This window comes from Roseibium sp. (assembly GCF_965216085.1).
Lineage (GTDB): Bacteria > Pseudomonadota > Alphaproteobacteria > Rhizobiales > Stappiaceae > Roseibium.
This window is the reverse complement of record NZ_OZ244138.1, coordinates 1,476,009-1,494,353: the sequence shown is the minus strand read 5'-3', so window position 1 is coordinate 1,494,353 and position 18,345 is coordinate 1,476,009. Positions and strand designations below refer to the sequence as shown.

Annotated in this window: 13 protein-coding genes; 6 read left to right on the top strand and 7 right to left on the bottom strand. The window is 54.2% G+C overall.

Features of this window, described 5'->3' with window-relative positions:
• The first annotated feature begins 19 nt into the window (after nucleotides 1-19).
• Complete coding sequence (locus ACOOFE_RS06855; RefSeq protein ID WP_420414268.1) at nucleotides 20-1,189, top strand: M20 aminoacylase family protein; 1,170 nt, start codon at nucleotides 20-22, stop codon at nucleotides 1,187-1,189.
• Between the two features lie 12 nt (nucleotides 1,190-1,201).
• Here ACOOFE_RS06855 and gcvA read toward each other — a convergent pair whose 3' ends face one another.
• Complete coding sequence (gene gcvA, locus ACOOFE_RS06850; protein WP_420414267.1) at nucleotides 1,202-2,074, bottom strand: transcriptional regulator GcvA; 873 nt, start codon at nucleotides 2,072-2,074, stop codon at nucleotides 1,202-1,204.
• 188 nt (nucleotides 2,075-2,262) lie between these two features.
• On the opposite strand from gcvA, the gene ACOOFE_RS06845 reads away from it, so the two are divergent.
• From ACOOFE_RS06845 to ACOOFE_RS06830, 4 genes are all read left to right on the top strand, one after another.
• Nucleotides 2,263-2,928, top strand: a complete 666-nt coding sequence (locus ACOOFE_RS06845) for a GNAT family N-acetyltransferase (protein ID WP_420414266.1) — start codon at nucleotides 2,263-2,265, stop codon at nucleotides 2,926-2,928.
• A complete protein-coding gene (locus ACOOFE_RS06840; protein WP_420414265.1) occupies nucleotides 2,925-4,115 on the top strand; it encodes a hypothetical protein in 1,191 nt (396 codons plus the stop codon). The genes ACOOFE_RS06845 and ACOOFE_RS06840 overlap by 4 nt, the downstream gene beginning before the upstream one ends.
• Before the next feature lie 344 nt (nucleotides 4,116-4,459).
• Complete coding sequence (locus ACOOFE_RS06835) at nucleotides 4,460-6,181, top strand: peroxidase family protein (protein ID WP_420414264.1); 1,722 nt, start codon at nucleotides 4,460-4,462, stop codon at nucleotides 6,179-6,181.
• Nucleotides 6,182-6,214: 33 nt separating this feature from the next.
• On the top strand, nucleotides 6,215-6,655 hold the full coding sequence (locus ACOOFE_RS06830) for a hypothetical protein (protein ID WP_420414263.1): 441 nt from the start codon (nucleotides 6,215-6,217) through the stop codon (nucleotides 6,653-6,655).
• Between the two features lie 46 nt (nucleotides 6,656-6,701).
• On the opposite strand, the gene ACOOFE_RS06825 is transcribed toward ACOOFE_RS06830, so the two are convergent.
• From ACOOFE_RS06825 to ACOOFE_RS06800, 6 genes are all read right to left on the bottom strand, one after another.
• Nucleotides 6,702-8,657, bottom strand: coding sequence for a BTAD domain-containing putative transcriptional regulator (locus ACOOFE_RS06825; protein WP_420414262.1), 1,956 nt, complete (start codon nucleotides 8,655-8,657; stop codon nucleotides 6,702-6,704).
• A gap of 35 nt (nucleotides 8,658-8,692) precedes the next feature.
• On the bottom strand, nucleotides 8,693-9,853 hold the full coding sequence (locus ACOOFE_RS06820) for a YcaO-like family protein (protein ID WP_420414261.1): 1,161 nt from the start codon (nucleotides 9,851-9,853) through the stop codon (nucleotides 8,693-8,695).
• A gap of 140 nt (nucleotides 9,854-9,993) precedes the next feature.
• Nucleotides 9,994-10,794: a substrate-binding periplasmic protein gene (locus ACOOFE_RS06815; protein ID WP_420414260.1), complete on the bottom strand. Its 801-nt coding sequence runs from the start codon at nucleotides 10,792-10,794 to the stop codon at nucleotides 9,994-9,996.
• Between the two features lie 281 nt (nucleotides 10,795-11,075).
• Nucleotides 11,076-12,353: a spinster family MFS transporter gene (locus ACOOFE_RS06810; protein ID WP_420414259.1), complete on the bottom strand. Its 1,278-nt coding sequence runs from the start codon at nucleotides 12,351-12,353 to the stop codon at nucleotides 11,076-11,078.
• Nucleotides 12,350-13,273 carry a LysR family transcriptional regulator gene (locus ACOOFE_RS06805; RefSeq protein ID WP_141185706.1) on the bottom strand — a complete coding sequence of 308 codons (924 nt, stop codon included), beginning with the start codon at nucleotides 13,271-13,273 and terminating at the stop codon, nucleotides 12,350-12,352. The genes ACOOFE_RS06810 and ACOOFE_RS06805 overlap by 4 nt, the downstream gene beginning before the upstream one ends.
• Nucleotides 13,274-13,415: 142 nt before the next feature.
• Entirely contained in the window at nucleotides 13,416-13,613 is a 198-nt protein-coding gene (locus ACOOFE_RS06800) for a hypothetical protein (protein ID WP_420414258.1), read from the bottom strand.
• A gap of 45 nt (nucleotides 13,614-13,658) precedes the next feature.
• Here ACOOFE_RS06800 and ACOOFE_RS06795 point away from each other — a divergent pair, with 45 nt between their 5' ends.
• Nucleotides 13,659-18,242, top strand: coding sequence for an Ig-like domain-containing protein (locus ACOOFE_RS06795; RefSeq protein ID WP_420414257.1), 4,584 nt, complete (start codon nucleotides 13,659-13,661; stop codon nucleotides 18,240-18,242).
• Nucleotides 18,243-18,345 lie beyond the last annotated feature (103 nt).

The following is an 18,345-nucleotide window of genomic DNA, read 5'->3' as shown; positions in this document are numbered from 1 at the left end:
AATGATTTCAGAAAAGATCATGACCAAACAGACCACCAATTTCGATCCCGATCTCGTTGCCACACGGCACCATCTGCACAAGATTCCGGAGATTGGCTTATCCGAATTCAAAACGTCGGATTACGTCGCAGGTGAGCTGGCGGCCATGGGCTTTGAGGTGACCAGAGGCCTCGCCAAGACCGGAATTGTTGCCACCTTGCGCAATGGCACGTCCAATCGCAGCATCGGCATCCGCGCCGATTTTGACGCTTTGCCGATCCAGGAAGAAACGGGCGCTGATTATGCCAGCACGCATCCGGGCCTGATGCACGCCTGTGGCCACGATGGGCACACGGCCATGCTGCTTGGCGCGGCCAAACGTCTGGCAGACCGGAAACAATTTAACGGCACGGTTCATCTCCTGTTCCAGCCCGCTGAAGAGAATTTCGGTGGTGCCAAACTGATGATTGAAGATGGCCTGTTCGAACGTTTTCCTTGCGACGCTGTTTTTGGCCTGCACAATGACCCGACCCTTCCCTTCGGCGAATTCGCCTTTATCGACGGTCCGATGATGGCAGCCGCCGATGAATGCACGATCACGGTGATCGGCAAAGGCGGGCATGGTGCACAACCCCAAGCCGCGTCCGACCCGATCGTTTGTGGTGCATCCATCATCATGGCGCTGCAGACGATCCTCTCCCGAAATGTGCATCCGATGGATCAGGCAGTGATCACGGTCGGCGCCTTTAATGGCGGCATCGCCAGCAATGTGATCCCTGCGAGCACCGAGATGAAACTCACGATCCGTGCGTTTGATAACAACGTGCGGGATGAGTTGGAGCGCCGTGTCCGCCTGATAGCCGAAGGCCAGGCTACAAGTTATGGCATGCAGGTCGATGTGGACTATGAGCGCGGGTATCCGCCAATGTACAATCCTAAGCGCGAAACAGATTATGTGAGATCTGTCGCCCGTCGCTTTGCAGGTGAAGACAAGGTCAAAACCTTACCGAGCCCGGAGATGGGCAGCGAAGATTTTGCTTACTTCCTTGAAGAAAAACCCGGCTGCTTCTTCCTCCTCGGCACAGCCAAAACGGATGATGACCCGCCGCTGCACCACCCGGAATACGATTTCAACGACGATGCCCTGCCCATTGGCGCGGCGTTCTGGGTTGAGCTTGCCGAAGATTTTTTGTCCGAAGCCGAAAAATAACCAGGAAACCGGTCAGCTGACCTCCGCTTCCAACGTAGTCCTGATCCGTTCGATCAACCAGGATCGCACTGCCGTGAGATGCGGGTCATCCGGCGAAGGTTTTTCGGTTACGAACCAATAGCCAAATGAAATCGGCAAAGAGACGGGAAAGGGTTGAACAAGCTTCCCTTCGGCAAGATCATCGGCAACCAGCAAGGTTCGTCCCAGCGCCACCCCCTGCCCATTCAAGACAGCCTGCATCGTGGCCGCATCATCGCCCAGCTGAGGTCCACGTAAGGCTGGCGGCGGAACAACGCTGGCATGGTGAAACCATCCCTGCCAGCCTTCCTCCATATCGCTGTGAAACAGCCGAACCTGCAGAAGGTCTTCCGGATGATTGAGATTATGTTCGGCAACAAAGCCGGGTGTGCATACCGGGCACACGGATTCACCACCAATATATTCAGCCTCAACCTCCGGCCAATTGCCTTGCCCAAAGCGGATCGCCCCGTCTATCGAACCTGTCCTGAAGTCGGCCAGGTCCCGGGACGCAAGGACTTTCAGGTCAACGTCCGGAAAATCCCGATCGAATTCACTTAGCCGGGCGGCAAGCCACCGGGTTGCGACGCTCGGCAAGGTCGAAATAGTGACCGTAGCCGTCTCCTCATACCCTTGCACGTTCCAAAAAGCCTGCTGAAGATCGGTAAATATCTCAGCCAGCTGATCTGCAAATGCCCGGCCCTGATCTGTCAGAAACAAACGGGGTCCTGAACGCCGGAACAACGGCCTCCCGATGACGCCTTCCAGTTCCTTGATCTGTCTGCTGACGGCCCCTTGAGTGACATTCAAACTCTCTGCGGCGGCCGTGAAACTGCCAAGCCGAGCTGCTGCCTCAAAGGCTCGCATCGCACGGAGCGAGCTCTTCGACCATGTATCATGACTTTTTCTCATAATGACACTGAGGATAATCCGTCTTTTGCCCGCAGCTCAACACTCTACGATCACTGATCGCAGGCAAAACATCGCCCGACAGCAAACGTTCGGCACGCATTCGAAATTGGTTTTGCCCTTTGAACAAGATTGGAGCGGTTTGAGTGGCATACCAAACGGAAGACAACACACAGCCCGAAGATTTTGCGCCAACCCAAACCAGCGCAATCAACGTCCGCCCTGTTAGGCCGGCGGACGTCGCAGCGGTGAGCACAATTTACGCGCATTACGTCAAATATGGCACTGCCACCTTTGAAGAAGTTCCTCCAGATGAGCAGGAGATGGCCCAGCGGATCGAAGCTATTCAGGCCCAAAACTACCTCTGGCTCGTCGCTGACATCGCAAGCCAAATTGCGGGATACGCTTATCTCGCCCCCCATAAAGACCGGTCTGCCTACCGCTACACGGCAGAAGTCTCGATCTACATGGACCCAAGCATGACCAGGCAAGGCGTCGGCACACAGCTACTCGCTGCCCTGCTGAAGTATGCGGAACAGTCACACCGCTTTGCGACCGTTATGGCTGTGGTTGGCGACAGTGCCAATAGCGGATCAATCGCGTTGCACGAAAAATTCGGCTTCAAGCGCAGGGGCCTGTCCAAGGGCCTCGGATATAAGTTCGGCCAGTTCATTGATGTTGTTTACATGCAGCTGATCCTGCCGGATCCACCTCTTTTTCCGCCTCGCTCTGAGATCAAATGTTCCAGTTCTGACGGAACACCGATCGCCGGTCTTGAAACGGAACAACGTGTTCATGGAGCTCGGGCATGACCAAGAACGCGATAACAATCCCTCAGGAACAAGCTAATACGCGGCGCCGGTTGACCGCACCAAGTCTGCCGTTGCCTGTCTGGATAATCCTCGCGACACTGGTTCTGCTTTTGGCCGCCGGACTGCCCGCCAAAGAGCTCGTAGCTGTGTTCAACGCTGGCTGGGGTGCTGCGATTGGGGAATTCGCCTTAATACTGATCCCCTCGTTCACACTTGCGGCCGCGATTGACCGGATCAGAGTGGAGGCACCACCCCTGTTGGCAGTCGGACTGTCCCCATTGGCTGCAGCAGGAATGGTCTGTCCAGATACCGCCTATGCAGCGCTCACACCGATGAGCAAACGGCGCCGCCTGGAAATAGCTTTCGGTTCTTATGCCGGGTTCAAACTGTTGTTTCCAGCCGGGCCTCTCATTGTCGCAACCAGCATTGGCGTGAGCGACACTTGGCTATTGATCACTTGTTTTGCTTTGTTTCTGCCGGTTTATGCAGCTGGTCTGACGTTTGCGCGGTTTGTTGAACTTCGAGCTGTAACGGCACCACCTTCATCAGGTACCACGAAGACACGGCTCAAGGTCCTCATTCCCTTTGGCACATTGTGCGCATTGTTGGCATTCGGCGTCAGCTTTGACGTCTCTCAGAATGTCGTGACCAGTTTTCTTGTGAACCCGAAAGGCGCGCTTATGTGTGCTGCTGGAGTGGCTCTAGCAATGGTTCCCGCACGCGACCGTCGTGCGTGCCTTGAGACCGGTCTGAGCCGGAGTGGCTCACTCCTCGTAATAATCGGGGCCGCCAGCGCCCTCAGCGCAGCCGTAACTCTGACGGTCCCGGTTGGCAATTTCTTTGCAGGCCAAAGTGGCAGCCTTGCCCTGCTGAGCCTCTTTGCCTTGACCGCCTCTTTCAAGATTGTTCAGGGTTCGAGCATGTCCACATTTGCAGCGGTTTCGCCGATCGCCGCCCCCATCGTGATGGCTGCTGGATTGCCACCAGTTGCTGCGGTGTTGGCAATTTGTCTCGGCTCCTTTGTCGCCATATTGCCGAATGACAGTTTTTATTGGCTGGTCCGCAAAAGCGCGCTAAGCGACAGACGCGAAGGTCACGCAACTGCAATCCTGGCTAGCGGCTCTAGTCTACAGGCGGCAGTCGGCTTGGCCATTCTCTTGGCGGCCTACTGGACCTTCGGGCATTAGGGCAGTTTCAGACAGGCGGCAATCCAGGCGGGTGAAACTGCGAATTAACCGCACCTTGTGTCACCGCTGTTTCACATCTTCCAACGACTTTAGAACGCGGACAAATTAAATGGCCGAAAAGCCATGAAAATTCGCCGTGATCCAACCGTGATAAGCAGGAATCACGATGGAATCACGTTGCAAGCTGTCTACTGGTTCCAGAAATTCAACAAGCCTCATCGACGCAGGCGCAAAATAACAAGCATAAACTTTCATGAGACGGATAGGAGGAATTTCCCGTTTCAAAGAAAGAATTGTCTTTCCCATTTTCTTACGGGAAGGGCAGGTTAAGGCGGGGAAGGGTAATGCATTTACTCAAAAGCACTTTAAGACTGGAAACAGTCTTCTCAGACTTTGAACAATCGAACTTTTTAAAAAGACGTTCTCCTTTCCCCGCCTTATCCACTGGCACACGGCCAGCGCCTGCAGATCTTTATTCCGGCATCGAAGCCAATGGAAAACTGGACAAACGCAAGACAGAAGATCTTTTCAGAAACATCGCCCTTTTGATGGAAGCCGCCGGTACAAGTGGCCCGGTCTACGGCAACTGGGGCGAAAACCCGCGCATTCCAGCGGGTTATACCTATTTTGCCCAACTGATTGCCCACGACATTACAATCAATGGCGAAATCCGGCCCAATATGGAGGCGCCGAAGGTTCGGACGAATGTTCAGAACGATGCCTTGATGCTGAACACCCTCTATGGCAGTGGCCCGCTGGTCTCGGCACATTGTTATGATTTCAAAAGTGATTTCAAAGGCATTGATGCACGGCTAAAACTTGGTCCTGTGTCTCACAACAAGAGCACAGTGAACCAGCCAAAGCGCGATATCTGCCGGTATCAGGAATATGACGACAGCGGTGTCAAACGGGGCGGCCGTCCGCTCATTGCCGATGCGCGCAACGACAACAACCCAATCCTCTCCCAGCTCACCGCCCTTTTCTCCCACTTTCACAACATTGTCGTTGGCTATTCGGAGGAGCAGCATCCCGGTTCGGACATCGACACCCATTTCAACTTTGCCAAAGCGGTCGTTTTATACGTCTACCGCAACATCATCAGAAATGACTTTCTGCAAAAGCTGCTGGATCCAGACATTTATCACTACTACAGCCGGTCGCAGGACCCCGACCGGTATCTGTTCGAAATTGATGAAAACAATCCGGTCACCAGTGAATTTACCCATGCAGCTTACCGGTTTGGCCATGCGATGGTCCGGCCGCTTTATGAAATGTCAGAACGAATGAACGGCGAAGCCTTCACGCTTGAGGACGTTCTTGGGCAAACTTCGGACGGTGAACCCAACCGGGCCCCCCTCAACGATGATTGGATTGCTGCCTGGTCCTTTTTCTTTGACCTTCCGGACAGGACACCGGCTGTCGTTTCTCAAAAGAGCAACCTGCTGGGGCCTCTCTATATGCGAGCTCTGAACAGCAAGCTCAAAGACGGCGTCCATTTCGACAATGATACTCTTGCCTATCTGGATCTGCTGCGATGCGTGTCCGCACCTGTATTGAAAGTCGAGCGGTTGCGGCAACACATCCTGCAGACGGTTCCAACAAAACCAGATTTTCCGGCAGCAAGCCGGCAGACAATTGCAAATAGCGCTGACATTGCCGCTGAGATCAAATCTTTCGCAGACCGGCCGACACGACCTATCGGCTCAGGTGTCCTTCCTCCCAGATTGACAACCGAAACGATTGATGAACTCAGCGGCAACCCGCCATTGGGGTTGTTTGTGCTCATCGAAGCCAACAGCGGGCCCGGACAGGGACAGCATCTCGGGCCGATCGGGTCGATCATCGTTGCGGAGACCCTCTTCCGCGCAGTTGACGACGACCGCGGTCTACAGCAGCTGGAATTGCCAAACTCCCATACGCCGCAAATCGCTGCGTCCATCCTATTTCAACAAACCGGGGCCGGTCCCATTCCCCAAACCATGCCGGATTTGATCCGCTGGATCGACCAACACCTGCCAGATGAATACAAGACCCTGGAAGACGGCAGCAGACTTTCGTTTTTATAACTGGAGGAGAGTATCATGCTGGAGGAGAGTATTATGTCTGACATTCACCAAGGTGAGTTCGGCCGTTTCAAAGTCATCAAACCCGTGGAGTTTGGGCAACTGATCCACGATTGGGCCGTTGGCAAGGCCACTCCGCCGGAAACCATTGGCGATCTGCGCAAGGTTCTTGAAGGCCCAGATCCAATCGCAATGGTGCCAGACCGCTGGAAGGATGACGACTGTGTTCGCGCGGTACAAGCAGAACCGAATGAATTTCTCCTGCGCCTGCCTCCGAAGAAAATGATCGAAAACACTATGAAAGTGCTTTCATCCGGCGAGGAAGCCACCGGCCGCTACGATGTACCCAACTTCTATCGGGTCAAACTGCGTGGCCAGACCGACGGACAGGAATCCGAGCCGTCAAACGTCCATATGACCAATCTTGATTTTTTCCTTTGCCGGGTATCCGACTATACAGTCTCGGTCTGCCGGTAAACGGTTATACCAGCCAAATCAAATCCCCCATTTGACCGGCTAGATCCTACAATCCAGCTTCCGACAACCATTTCCGAATGCGCTGCCGGAGACTGCTTGACCGGATTGGAAACATTTGAGCAAGCCAGTCACCGGCGTTTTCCGGTGACGGCGCCACTTGCCCGTACCAATCCTGTTTGAGCAGCTTGTAAAGCTCTTCCGCTTCTGTCTTTGCCTCATCGAATCGACCCAACTCAGAAAGCGCGGAGATCGTCCAGGTTTTCATCCCGTAATACCCCTGCCCGGCACGCGCAGAGGCAGCAAGACATCCATCGAAGTCTCTTGCGAGAAACCGGATTCCGGCTAAATAACTCCAATGTTCCGGAGCAAGGTCGACATCAAGATCCAGGATCATGCCGGTATCGACGCCCTGTTCATCTGTTGACCGGCAAAATGCCAATCCGTGAGTTCCGGAAATCAACGCCCACGGATCGTTTGGGTTTAATTGTATGGCCGAGGTAAAGGAGCTTTCAGCTTCATCAAAATTCTGCAAAAGCGCTTGGGTCCAGCCAACACTTAAATGGGCCCGGGCATCCAGTGGGTCTAACTCCAAAGCTTTTTTTGCGTGACTGTAAGCGAATTCGGCATTTGCCGTACGCCGAAAAAGACCTGGCCGGACAATATGACGGCCATTGGCAAATTGCGCCATCGCGCTGTGGGCTGGGCCAAAGTTGGGCGCCTTTTCTACAATAAACCGGAGCAGTTCTAAGGCTTTGTTGTCGTCAGCATCCCGCCATTTTTGCAAGCGTTGCTGCGCATGTATCCAGGCATCATACAACCCGGGCATCAACGCATCTCCGGAGCTGGCCATTTGCAGCCGGTCTGCAGATACCTGCACCCGCACGGCATAGGCAATCTCTTGCAGAAAGTTATGCTGTTGAAGCGGGGACTGGCCCTCGGCACACCGGATCGTTTGCCCCCAAACAAACGTCCCTGAATGCTCATCCCGCAGGTTCAAGGAATACGCGATTTCCCCACCTTCGCGCCATGCGGATAGCGGAATTGAATAGGTTGGCCGTTTACTCTCCTTTTGATCCGCTCCCCAATCAACGACAGACCATTCGCGGAATTTTACGAGCCGGGATATCAATTCAGAGCGCATGCCCTGCAAATATGAGTTGGCGACTTCTCCCTGAGTAGACTGGTCTACCGGCGCAACGATGATGATCGGGTGTTCGGACAAGTCTTGGGACACCGGCACATTCCGAGGCACGGGGTGTTGCCTGGACTGGTCGACCTTTCCCAGCTTGATGTCGGCAATCACATCCTGCGTTTCAAAATCCGGTTCGGTGTCGAAGTCATCCGATAGGGTTTGCCAAAGCGTGTCATAGATTGCGATTGCGCCTGCATAATCCCCTTCTGACGCCTTCTCGATCATGAGATAGCGTGCAGCTGGTTCATTGGAAGGGTCGAAGACAAACAAAGCTTGCGCCCATTTCCCCCCAATTGCCGGCAGCTCTTTCGTTTCGTTGAATTTCTGCAACAGGGCTTCCATGACCCTGTCACTCCAGATCTGACGTTGAACCCGCAGCCAATTGGTGAAATTGGGATCAAATTCATCACAGCCGGCGAAAATCTTGTGCGAGTACCGCAGTTCGTGAAGCACGCTGCGCCTTGGCACTTCGGAATGTTCAATCGATGTCAGCAGATCTTGGACGTCAATTCTAAATCCACTGCCACGCAACTCAATGCTCTGTGGGTCTGCGAAAAAGTCGTCATATCCAACACTCTTACAGGCCACACGGATGGACCGGATGACTTGCCGAAGAGACATGCGGGCCTTGTCTTCGCTCGATTCCGACCACAAAAGACCGGCCGCAGACTGCCGGGAAATGGTGCTTCGCTCACTTACCGCCAGATACGCAAGTAGGGCGTCGCCCTTCCGAGACGAAGTGCTAAATGTTTGACCATCCAGCTCAAATGCTGGCGGACCGATAACGCGGACGTACAAATTTCGATCCAAGCGTTCCCCCAATCAACACGCTGGAACAAGAAATGTTAAATCGGCTCACACACCACTACAGTGTCGGACCATCCATTGTACAACGTTTGCGCACATGTCAATCTTTGCGAGGCAAATACCACGGGAAGTGGCTGCAACTGAGGGCAGACGACTCGGGCAACCGGCACACCTATTTGGGGCGATGTCATCTCAACAACAAACCTTCTTAGACCTGCATTCTGCAAAGCTGCGTCAATATCGGCATCCTGATCGGTCGGTTTCAAACCGCACTCACGCGGAGCACAAACAAAAGGAGCTGATCCAAGTGACAAATGCTGACGCCGCTTTATCACCTTAAAGTCGGCCGGAGTCAGCCGGTCGGTTTTGCCGGACTGTACTTTGAGATCACACAGGAGGCTGCCCAGTTCCATCTGTGCCAACTCCTTGAGCGCCGCCTCAATCGCTTGCGAAAAGCTCCTCCGTGCGGCGTAGCCGAAGGCGACATCACCACCGTCTGCATTTGCCGATACGGCCGCGACTACGGGCACTTCAATGTCAGTGCTTAGGTCCAGAAGAACGGTTTGCCGATCTCCCCTCCCCTTGCGTATGACTCTCTGAAAAAGCTTCGCTTGATCTAAAAACGGGGCTGCGATGCTGCGGGGCGGTCGCCCGCCATACCACCACAGTGCAACAGCATCTCGCTCAATCAGCTCCAGTGTCGCCGCTTCGATGGCAGCAGACAACGTAGGCCCCGCTGCGAAGCCTGAACTGAAGGCGGTTTCAGTTTCTGATTGTCCCTTAAGGTCCCGAAAGCACAGAGAGGCTGGAATAAAACACTCCGCTTGGCTCAATACTTCCAGTCCGGCAACCCAGCCATCTTCTCCCAAATGAGATCCTAAAGCTTCAAACTCCGCGGATAAATCGTCTGATGTCGCAAGCGGAAGGATTTCTTGGATCTTCGTGCTGTCTAGTTTGAAAGCTGTGTACTGCGAAAGCGTTTCTGCGATCTCGCCAAAGCATCGCTCTAGGGCCCTCTGAGGATCGATGTCAGCGGCCCCAGCCGAGATTGCTTCCATTCCCTTCGCCGGTTGAAACTGTGCACCGACAAACACCATTCCCGGCGCATACGGCAGGTCGATACAGAAAATGTCCTGAATGTAGTCGGCAACCCCATTCAGATTGGAGCCGTCGGGCAGTTCCAAACTCAATTCATTCAAAGCACTCCCCCACGCCAATGCTACCGAACAGGCGGCCCCAAAGAGTTTTGCACAAACACCCTTTCGAGTGGCCGACCCAGAATACATTTCTAATCGCTAGCCAGACTGTTCAAAAGAACCAAGACTTTTGGGAGGTAATTTTAACGTTCCAGGACGTCTTCGGGCTGTGTCCAATCTGATAGACCATATTGCGCCATAACATCGCTGACCCGTCCGTCCGATTTGAACTTGGCCATTGCGCTATCAAAATAGGCTCGCATTTCCGCAACATCAGATGCCATCTCTTCTGTAGGTGAAAATGCCATGTAAACTTTCGCGACTGAGACACAACCGGCTTGGCGAATTCTGTTTTCCATACCAAGCCGCCGTGCGGCATGAACGGTTGAGTTGTGAGTGAACAAAAAGCTATTCACGCGACCTAACATCAACATATCTATACTATTTTTCAGATACTCATCGCTATAGGGAGCAAAAAAGAACAAATCCGTTCTCTTCGAAATGAACTCATTCAACTCCTCAATTGAGGTGTCAGTTGCGACAGCTGTCAGATGCCCCTCGAGTGAGGATGTCCCCTCGAATGTCCAAGGGTTCTCCTTCAGGACAAAGAAGCACATCCTTTGAACCCCGATTTCCTCTGCGGGATAGACCAGGTCAGGCGCTTCAGCTTTTGCGGGAGACAACAATGCATGAACTCTCCCTGCTCTTGTGTATTGAATGGCGCGGGACCAAGGATAGATCTTGATTGCCAAATCATAGGGACTGGCTTCAAAGATCTGCTCAACGATGTCGGTAATATAGCCAGCTTTATCGCCGTCAATACAAAGTTGGGGGCACCAATCTATGGACGCGATGTGCAGTGTTTTTTGATCCGCAGCGGCACCTGAAATGAAGTGCATGGCAAACCAAACAGCTATTAAAACTCTACAAGCACCGGCCAGCATAGGCGTTGTCAGCCTTCTTTTATAACGCGTCTTCCGTAGCGGCGAAGAGATTGAATTCTAACATACTCGCTGACTGTTAAAAGAAATCAAACCAAACCTTCCCAAGGAGGAACGTTAGTTTTAACTCACTCTGCTTAATGAAAGACGGCGGGCGTGAAGCGGAATAGAAACAGAAAAACTGACAGGCTTGAGCGGATTGGAGCCCTGTTTTCCATAGCCGTACTCGTATCTTGAACACTCAGATCCTGAGCACGCGCTTTTCTTCAAATCACCGTTAAGTCTCAACAGTTTGCAGACGGTAAGAGTGAGCGTTTTTCTTCTGTTTCAGCATCTTGCGGGATTTCGCGCACGACCTGCCAATAGTGCCAGGCAGCCCAGATACCCGCGATCTGGAGGGTCAGGAGCCCATAGGCGATAGAGCGGTTGCCTGCTTCCGAAAACACGGTATCGCTTAGTATGCCGATGATTGTCGGACCAAGGCCAACGCCAACAAGATTGAAACAGAACAGGTAAATTGCCGTCCCCATTGGCCGCATAACAGACGATAGATTTGAATGCAGATAGGCAAAGGTTGGCGCCCAAAAGACACCGCCCATGAAGGCTGCAACAGCAAACGCAGCAAGCGCAGTAGCCGTGTTGTCCGCCAACAGAAATACAAAAACAAACGGCTTTGAAATCAGAATTGCGGCAACGACTATGCCGACACGCCACTTCGCATTTTTTTCACCCAGCCAATCTGCAAGTTTGCCGGAAAACCAGGTGCCAAACCCGCCACCGATGCCAATTACCAGCGCCAGGAAAATCCCTGTTTGAGCTTGTGTCAGGCCATGGCTCCGGATGATGAGGGTCGGGTTCCAGGCCAGTGCCCCAAATGTGACGACACCGACAATGGATATGCCAAGCATCGCATGCAGCATTCCGCGATGCCCATAAATGGTTTTTAGGGACGATAGAAAAAGGGACCGGCTTTTTTCGCTGGAAACAGCGTTTTTTTCGCGCACTGGCTCTGTAACCGTAAACTTCAACAGAACAGCGAGAACAAGGCCGGGAAGACCTGCAATTACAAAAGCCCACCGCCATCCCAAAAGCTGACCAGCAATGCCGCCTATGAGGAATGCCAGCAAAATCCCGATATTTGCTCCGGTCACAAACGTCGCCATTGCCGAGGTTCGTTTGTGTTTTGGATAGAGATCAGAAATCATGGAATGAGCCGGAGTGACGGCGCCAGCTTCACCGATTCCGACACCGAGACGGGCAACAGCGAGTTGCACAAAATTCTGCGCCCCGGCCATGGCTATGGTCAAAGAGCTCCACAGGGCGACACACGTGGAAATGATGTTGCGCCGGTTCCCTTTGGCCGAGAGTTTTGCAATCGGAAATCCGAAGAGCACATAGACAAGGGCAAACATGAGGCCGGACAACAGCCCGAGCTGTGTGTCGGACAGAGCAAATTCCTGTCCGATTGGATCCAGGACAATGCTCAGAACATGCCGGTCCAAATTGTTTACGGCAAATACAGCGGTGAGAACCGCGAGGGTCCAGCGGCGCTCAGTATTCATTCCAGTTCAGTCCACTCTTTGATTAAATTTTGAATGCGGCCACGCAACCACATATGCCCGGCGTCATCATTGAAGGTTTCATTCCACACCATGTGCCAATGATGGGTGGGACGATCGAGCGGCAGCTTGAAGGATTTCAGATTGAGCTGCCTGCCAACGGCTTTAACAATGACTTCGGAGCAGGCACCGACAAGATCGGTTGAGGCGACAAGATAGGGAACAGACCAAAGGCGCGAGACGAAAGCCACGTGGTTCCGGTTCACAGACTTGGCCCGCATCTCATGATCGAGATGCGTGTGCCTGCGAATGTCGTCGTTGAACCCGACAAGATCGGCTTTCGACATGTCTTCAATCGTGAACTCGTTCTTGGTGCCATATACCGGGTGATCCGCCCGAACGATGATGCAGGCATCTTCTTCCATCAGGTAAGCCGTACTGATGTCCGGTTCGGTCAAAAGGTTGGGCAACAAGGCGACGTCAATCTTCTTTTCCAGAATGGATTCCCGGATGTCGACGCCCACAAAGGGGTGGGTATGGATTTTGACGTTGAGACCCTCAGCCTGAATTTGCCGGGACATGCCGGTCAATATGATAGGTTCCATGGAGTCCGGCATGACGATTGTAAAAACGCGGTCGCTGGCTTTGGGATCAAAGACGTTTGCCAGGGAGATTGTCTCCTGGACCGTGCGCAAGGCGTCACGAATGGCCGGCGCAATCCGATCGGCCTCCCGGGTTGTTTCCAACCGGTTGCCACTTCTTTGAAACAGCGGATCGCTCAAGTGTCCGCGAAGACGTTTTACCGCATTACTGACCGCCGATTGGGTCAAGCCCAATTCTTCTGCTGCCTTGGTGTTCGACCGGGTCCGGTAAACCGTGTCAAACACCAATAGCAGGTTCAGGTCCAGCCCACGCAAGTTCACAGTGTAAATATCCGTGTTGCAAATTTTAAATTTCCGTAAACCTTTATAACCAGTTAAATCAAATGCAGAAAGCTTTTTATCGAAAGTTTTCAAGGCGTGTGAGCGTCGTATTGGTCGGAGGAGTTAATGCGATAAACTCGCATTATTCATCACGTAAACTTGTTGGTGCATGATCTGATCCGGGATTGTTGAACACAATCCCCACCAGCTGACATTTGAAGTCATGTTCGGCGAAAGCAAAACCGCTTTTGCCAACGGCGGTGTTCGCCCTGAGTTCATAAGGCATCACACCGGCGGTACGCGGTTCAGCGCGGCTCTGTCTTTGCGCGTCCTGCGTCAATTTTCACGAGTTCCAGTTGAGTATCTGTGTAACGGAGCGTGTTTCATGCTGTCATTCGATGAGGCTTTCTATTTAGCCCAAAATCCGGATGTGGCCGCGGCCATAGAAGCTGGGTTGATCGCGAGCGCCGAAGCCCATTTCAATCTGATTGGATTTCAGGAGGGACGGGACCCGAACCCGTTGTTCGATGTCTCCTTTTATCTTCAGCAGTATCCGGATGTTGCGCAGGCCGGAACAAACCCGTTCGATCACTTCAACAGCATGGGGGGCGGTGAAAACCGTAATCCCAATGCGCTTTTCGATGCCGCTTATTATCTGGAACAAAATCCTGATGTCGCGGCCGCTGGCATCAGTCCGTTTGAGCATTTTCTGAATAATGGCGCACAGGAAGGCCGGGATCCAAGTCCGAATTTCGACATCTCCTACTATCTGGAGCAATATCCGGATGTTGCTGAAGCGGGTATCAACCCGCTGCTCCACTACCTTAAATACGGCATTTTTGAAGGCCGATCTCCGCTAGCGCCATCGGGTGACCCGCCGCCCCCTGAGAACCTGCCAAATCCCGGAGATGGTGGCGACGGTGGGGGCGACGGCGGCGCCGGTGGTGCCGGAGGCGGTGGTGGCGGTGGGCCTGACAACACCGCACCGGTCGTCACCGCTTCCCAAAGCTTTGATCTGGCTGAGAACGGCGCGGATGGGGCTGTGGTTGGAACCGTAGCGGCAACAGACGCCGTCGGCGTCACCGGCTTTGCCATTACCGGCGGCGATGACGCTGGTTATTTCGCGATCGATGCGAACGGCCAGATCACGCTGACCGCGGCGGGCGCGGCCGCCGCGCCGGGCGACTTCGAGAGCGGGCCCAACAGCTTCGCCCTGACAGTGACCGCGAGCGATGCTGCGGGAAACACCTCGGCTGGCGAGACCGTGACGGTCAACATCACCGATGTGGATGAGAACACCGTGCCGGAGGCAACTGCACAGACACTGGGGACAGCGGAGGATGTGGCCGTTGCCGGTACAGTCACAGGTACGGATGCCGAGAACGATCCGCTCACCTATGCGATTGTGGTGAACTCGGCGGTTGGCGGCACTGTGACAAGCTTTGATGGGCAGACTGGCGATTTCACCTTTACGCCAGGGATAGATTTTTCCGGCGAGGCTTCGTTCCAGTTTACCGCCAATGATGGTGCAGAAACTTCAACGCCTGCCGAAATCACCGTTGACGTGAGTGGCCAGCCGGACGTTCCCTCCGTCGGGATCCAGGTGCCCAACACGGTCGAAGAGGGGCAGGCTTTCACGGTTCAATTGACGGCCGAAGTCAGTGATACCGACAATCCCGGCGACACCGAGCAGATCACGCTTGTTACCCTGGCCGGTCTGCCTGCGGGCTTCCAAGTTACGGATGACGAGGCGAATACAGCGACCTCCGACGGCGATCCGATCAATGTCACCAATTGGGATCTGTCCGGCAATTTGACGGTAACACCGACCGGCGATTTCAATGGCGATCTCACCCTTACCATCGAGGTGGATGTTAACGAAAACGGCATCACCATTGCCGGGATTCAGGCGTCCGATGATATCTCGATAGAGCCGCCTGCCGACAATACAGCCCCGGTCGTCGCGGAGGAGCAGTCATTCGAACTGGCTGAAAACTCAGTGGCCAATACTGTCGTAGGTTCGGTTCAGGCAACTGATAACGTTGGCGTCAACGGCTATGAGATCACCGATGGCGACGACAACGACTATTTCTCCATAGATGCCAACGGCCAGATCACATTGACGGCTGACGGCGTTAACGCCGCGATCAACGATTTTGCTGCGTTACCGAATAGCGTTGACCTTACGATTACGGCCTCTGACGCCGCCGGAAACACATCGGCAGAAGAGACAGTAACCGTGAACACCACGCCGCTGGTGGCCGCGGTGTCGGCGGTCTTTAGAGCGAACTTTGGCGGTGCAGGCTTTGAACTCGGGATTACCGACGGCACCCCGGAAGGGACAAGGCTCGAAGCTGATACGATCCCTGGTTTTGAAAGCGGAAATGTAAATGATATAACCCGGTTCGGCGACGATGGGCTGTTGTTTACGGTGACACAGGAGGCCGGTGCGCCTGTACGCGAACTGCCCTATCACTATGACCTTCAAACCCAGACGCTGACGCAGCTTTCTACGGATATTTATTCTTTTGGTTCCTACGCTGATTTGGGGAACGGCCGTGCACTTTTTTACGGGAGTAACGGCAATAGCGGCACTGAACTCCATGTCACCGACGGAACGCCGGACGGCACCGAACTCGTGCTAACCATCCGGGGCGGGGCCGGGTCGGGCGTCGGCTCCTCTCCGATAGCAACCGGCATTGGCAATGGCCGAGCTGTTTTCATGGCAGACGATGGCGGATTAGTTGGTCACGCACTTTGGGTCTCCGATGGGACGGCAGCAAATACGACGAGACTAACGGACACCCTGTATTCAACTCGGGAATTCGTCTCCACCCGTGACGGCAAAGTGTTTTTCCCCGGAGATACGACAAGCAATGGCCGGGAACTTTGGGTGACTGACGGAACGATACCAGGCACCGGGATGGTCGTCGAGCTGTGGAACGCTGACAACATCCAGAGAAGCTCGTCTCCGGAAAGCCTGGTCCCGTTCGGAAATGATCGCATCGTGTTTGCCGCTCAAAATCAGGATGGACATCACATCTGGATTTCAGACGGAACGGAGGCAGGTACACAGCGGCTCAGCGACAACGAGACCTCGCCTGAAAATCAGACGATTCATGGGGTCATGGCGTTATCGGATGGCGTTGTCCTGTACTTTACGTCTCCGAACAGAAGTACCAGCTACCAGATGTGGCGCACCGAGGGCACGCCAGAAACAACACAGCGGGTGGGAACGTTCGAGTTCACCGATGCCCCGATCATGAGCAAGTTTGCCCAGTTGCGGGATGGCCTTGCAGTCTTCAGCGCAGGTGATGCCGAACATGGTGAAGAGCTCTGGATCACCGATGGCACGGCTGAGGGGACTGCTCTGGTTGCGGATATCGCGCTCGGCCCTGGCTCGTCGATCCCTACAGATTTCACCTCTCTTGGCAATGGGCAGGTATCGTTTACGGCCTTTTCCGGCGAATGGAACGATGGAGAAAACAACAGGTCGGCTGGAGAAAACGGGCTGGAACTTTGGGTCACCGACGGCACCGCCCAGGGAACCCTGCGGCTGGATGATTTCGATACCAGCGGCAGTTCACGTCCAGCATCGTTCCTTGCCGGTGAAAACGACGGAACCTTCTTCCGCGCAAATGACGGCCTACATGGCAAAGAACTGTGGCGCTTCGACGAAGCGACAAATACGGCTACGCTGCTGGCAGATGTGGTGCCAGGTGTGGAGAATTCACATGCGACGCCAGAAGCCGTTCTTGGCGATCTGCTGCTTTTCACCGCGACCACCCCGGAAGATGGCGACGAATTATGGGTCTCCGATGGCACCGAAGCCGGCACGCAATTGCTTCGCGACACCTATCCGGGCGAACGGGACGGTTTCCCGGATTACTTTGTGACCTTGGATACCGACGGCGATGGATCGGATGACCTTGCGATCTATCGAGCGAATGACGGGACGGGACAGGGCCTTTGGGCGACTGACGGAACGGTTGCCGGCACAGCCAAAATCACCGGCACAGGTCAGGACGACTTGACAGACATTCGCGACATGCATGCGATCGACGATCAGAGGGTGTTGATTTCCGCTGGCACTGCCGCTACCGGCCGCGAATTGTGGATCTATGATGTGCCGCAAAACTCCATTTCGCTGCTCCGGGACATCGTCGCAGGGACTGGCGATGGGTTTGTTTCGCATTTTGCTCAGGCGTCAGAGGATCTGGTTTACTTTGCGGCAGAAACGCCGGATGGCGAACGCTCGCAGCTTTGGCAGACGGACGGCACGTCACAAAATACCGAGTTGCTGTTCGACTTCGATTCCGATCCGCAAAGTAACGACAACAGCTATCAGCAAATACAGGCCATCGTTCCAACTTCTGATGGCAACGTCTTTATCTCGGTGTACACTCCGACCCCGGGCCCCAGCACCCAAAGTTTCTTCTATTACAACAGCACAACGGGCGAAACGACCGCCCTGGCTGAATTGTCTGCAGGCCCGGTTTCCAACCTCCCGGAAATTGCCGCGCTTAACAACGGGTCGGTTCTGTTCGGCGTTAAGGAGCTCGATGGCTCGAGGTCAATTTGGATCACAGACGGCACGGCAGCGAACACGGGCCATCTGGTCCCTGAAGCCCAAACAGATTTTGACTTTGTTGGCGAAATGGCCATGCTTGGCGATGGCAGGGTGGTGTTCGCTGCGGACGATGGCGAGGGGGCAGGCCGTGAACTCTGGATCACCGATGGTACGGCAGACAACACCCAAATGCTCGTCGACATCTATGATGGTGAGAACAGTTCTTTCCCGACCGGGTTCGCTCCGACAAGTGATGGCAGGGTCGTGTTCTCTGCCAATGCAGAAGGCGAGGGCTATGAATTCTTCGTCACCGATGGCACCGTAGATGGCACGACGTTGATCGGCATCAATCAGACATCTGAAGGATCCGAGCCTTCTGACGTGACGCCTCTCCTTTGATGAAGCATGGCGGGCGGACCGTTCCGTTGATACCGGCATGCCGACTACCCAGACGGATTACCTTGTCGGGTATCCTGACATAGACCTTGAAGATACCGTTTCA

Bases quoted from the DNA above. Each gene is read 5' to 3' on its own strand.
- ACOOFE_RS06815 (WP_420414260.1), bottom strand. From the start codon at position 10,794: ATGCTGGCCGGTGCTTGTAGAGTTTTAATAGCTGTTTGGTTTGCCATG.
- ACOOFE_RS06810 (WP_420414259.1), bottom strand. From the start codon at position 12,353: ATGAATACTGAGCGCCGCTGGACCCTCGCGGTTCTCACCGCTGTATTT.
- ACOOFE_RS06840 (WP_420414265.1), top strand. From the start codon at position 2,925: ATGACCAAGAACGCGATAACAATCCCTCAGGAACAAGCTAATACGCGG.
- gcvA (WP_420414267.1), bottom strand. From the start codon at position 2,074: ATGCGAGCCTTTGAGGCAGCAGCTCGGCTTGGCAGTTTCACGGCCGCC.
- ACOOFE_RS06795 (WP_420414257.1), top strand. From the start codon at position 13,659: ATGCTGTCATTCGATGAGGCTTTCTATTTAGCCCAAAATCCGGATGTG.
- ACOOFE_RS06835 (WP_420414264.1), top strand. From the start codon at position 4,460: ATGCATTTACTCAAAAGCACTTTAAGACTGGAAACAGTCTTCTCAGAC.
- ACOOFE_RS06855 (WP_420414268.1), top strand. From the start codon at position 20: ATGACCAAACAGACCACCAATTTCGATCCCGATCTCGTTGCCACACGG.
- ACOOFE_RS06830 (WP_420414263.1), top strand. From the start codon at position 6,215: ATGTCTGACATTCACCAAGGTGAGTTCGGCCGTTTCAAAGTCATCAAA.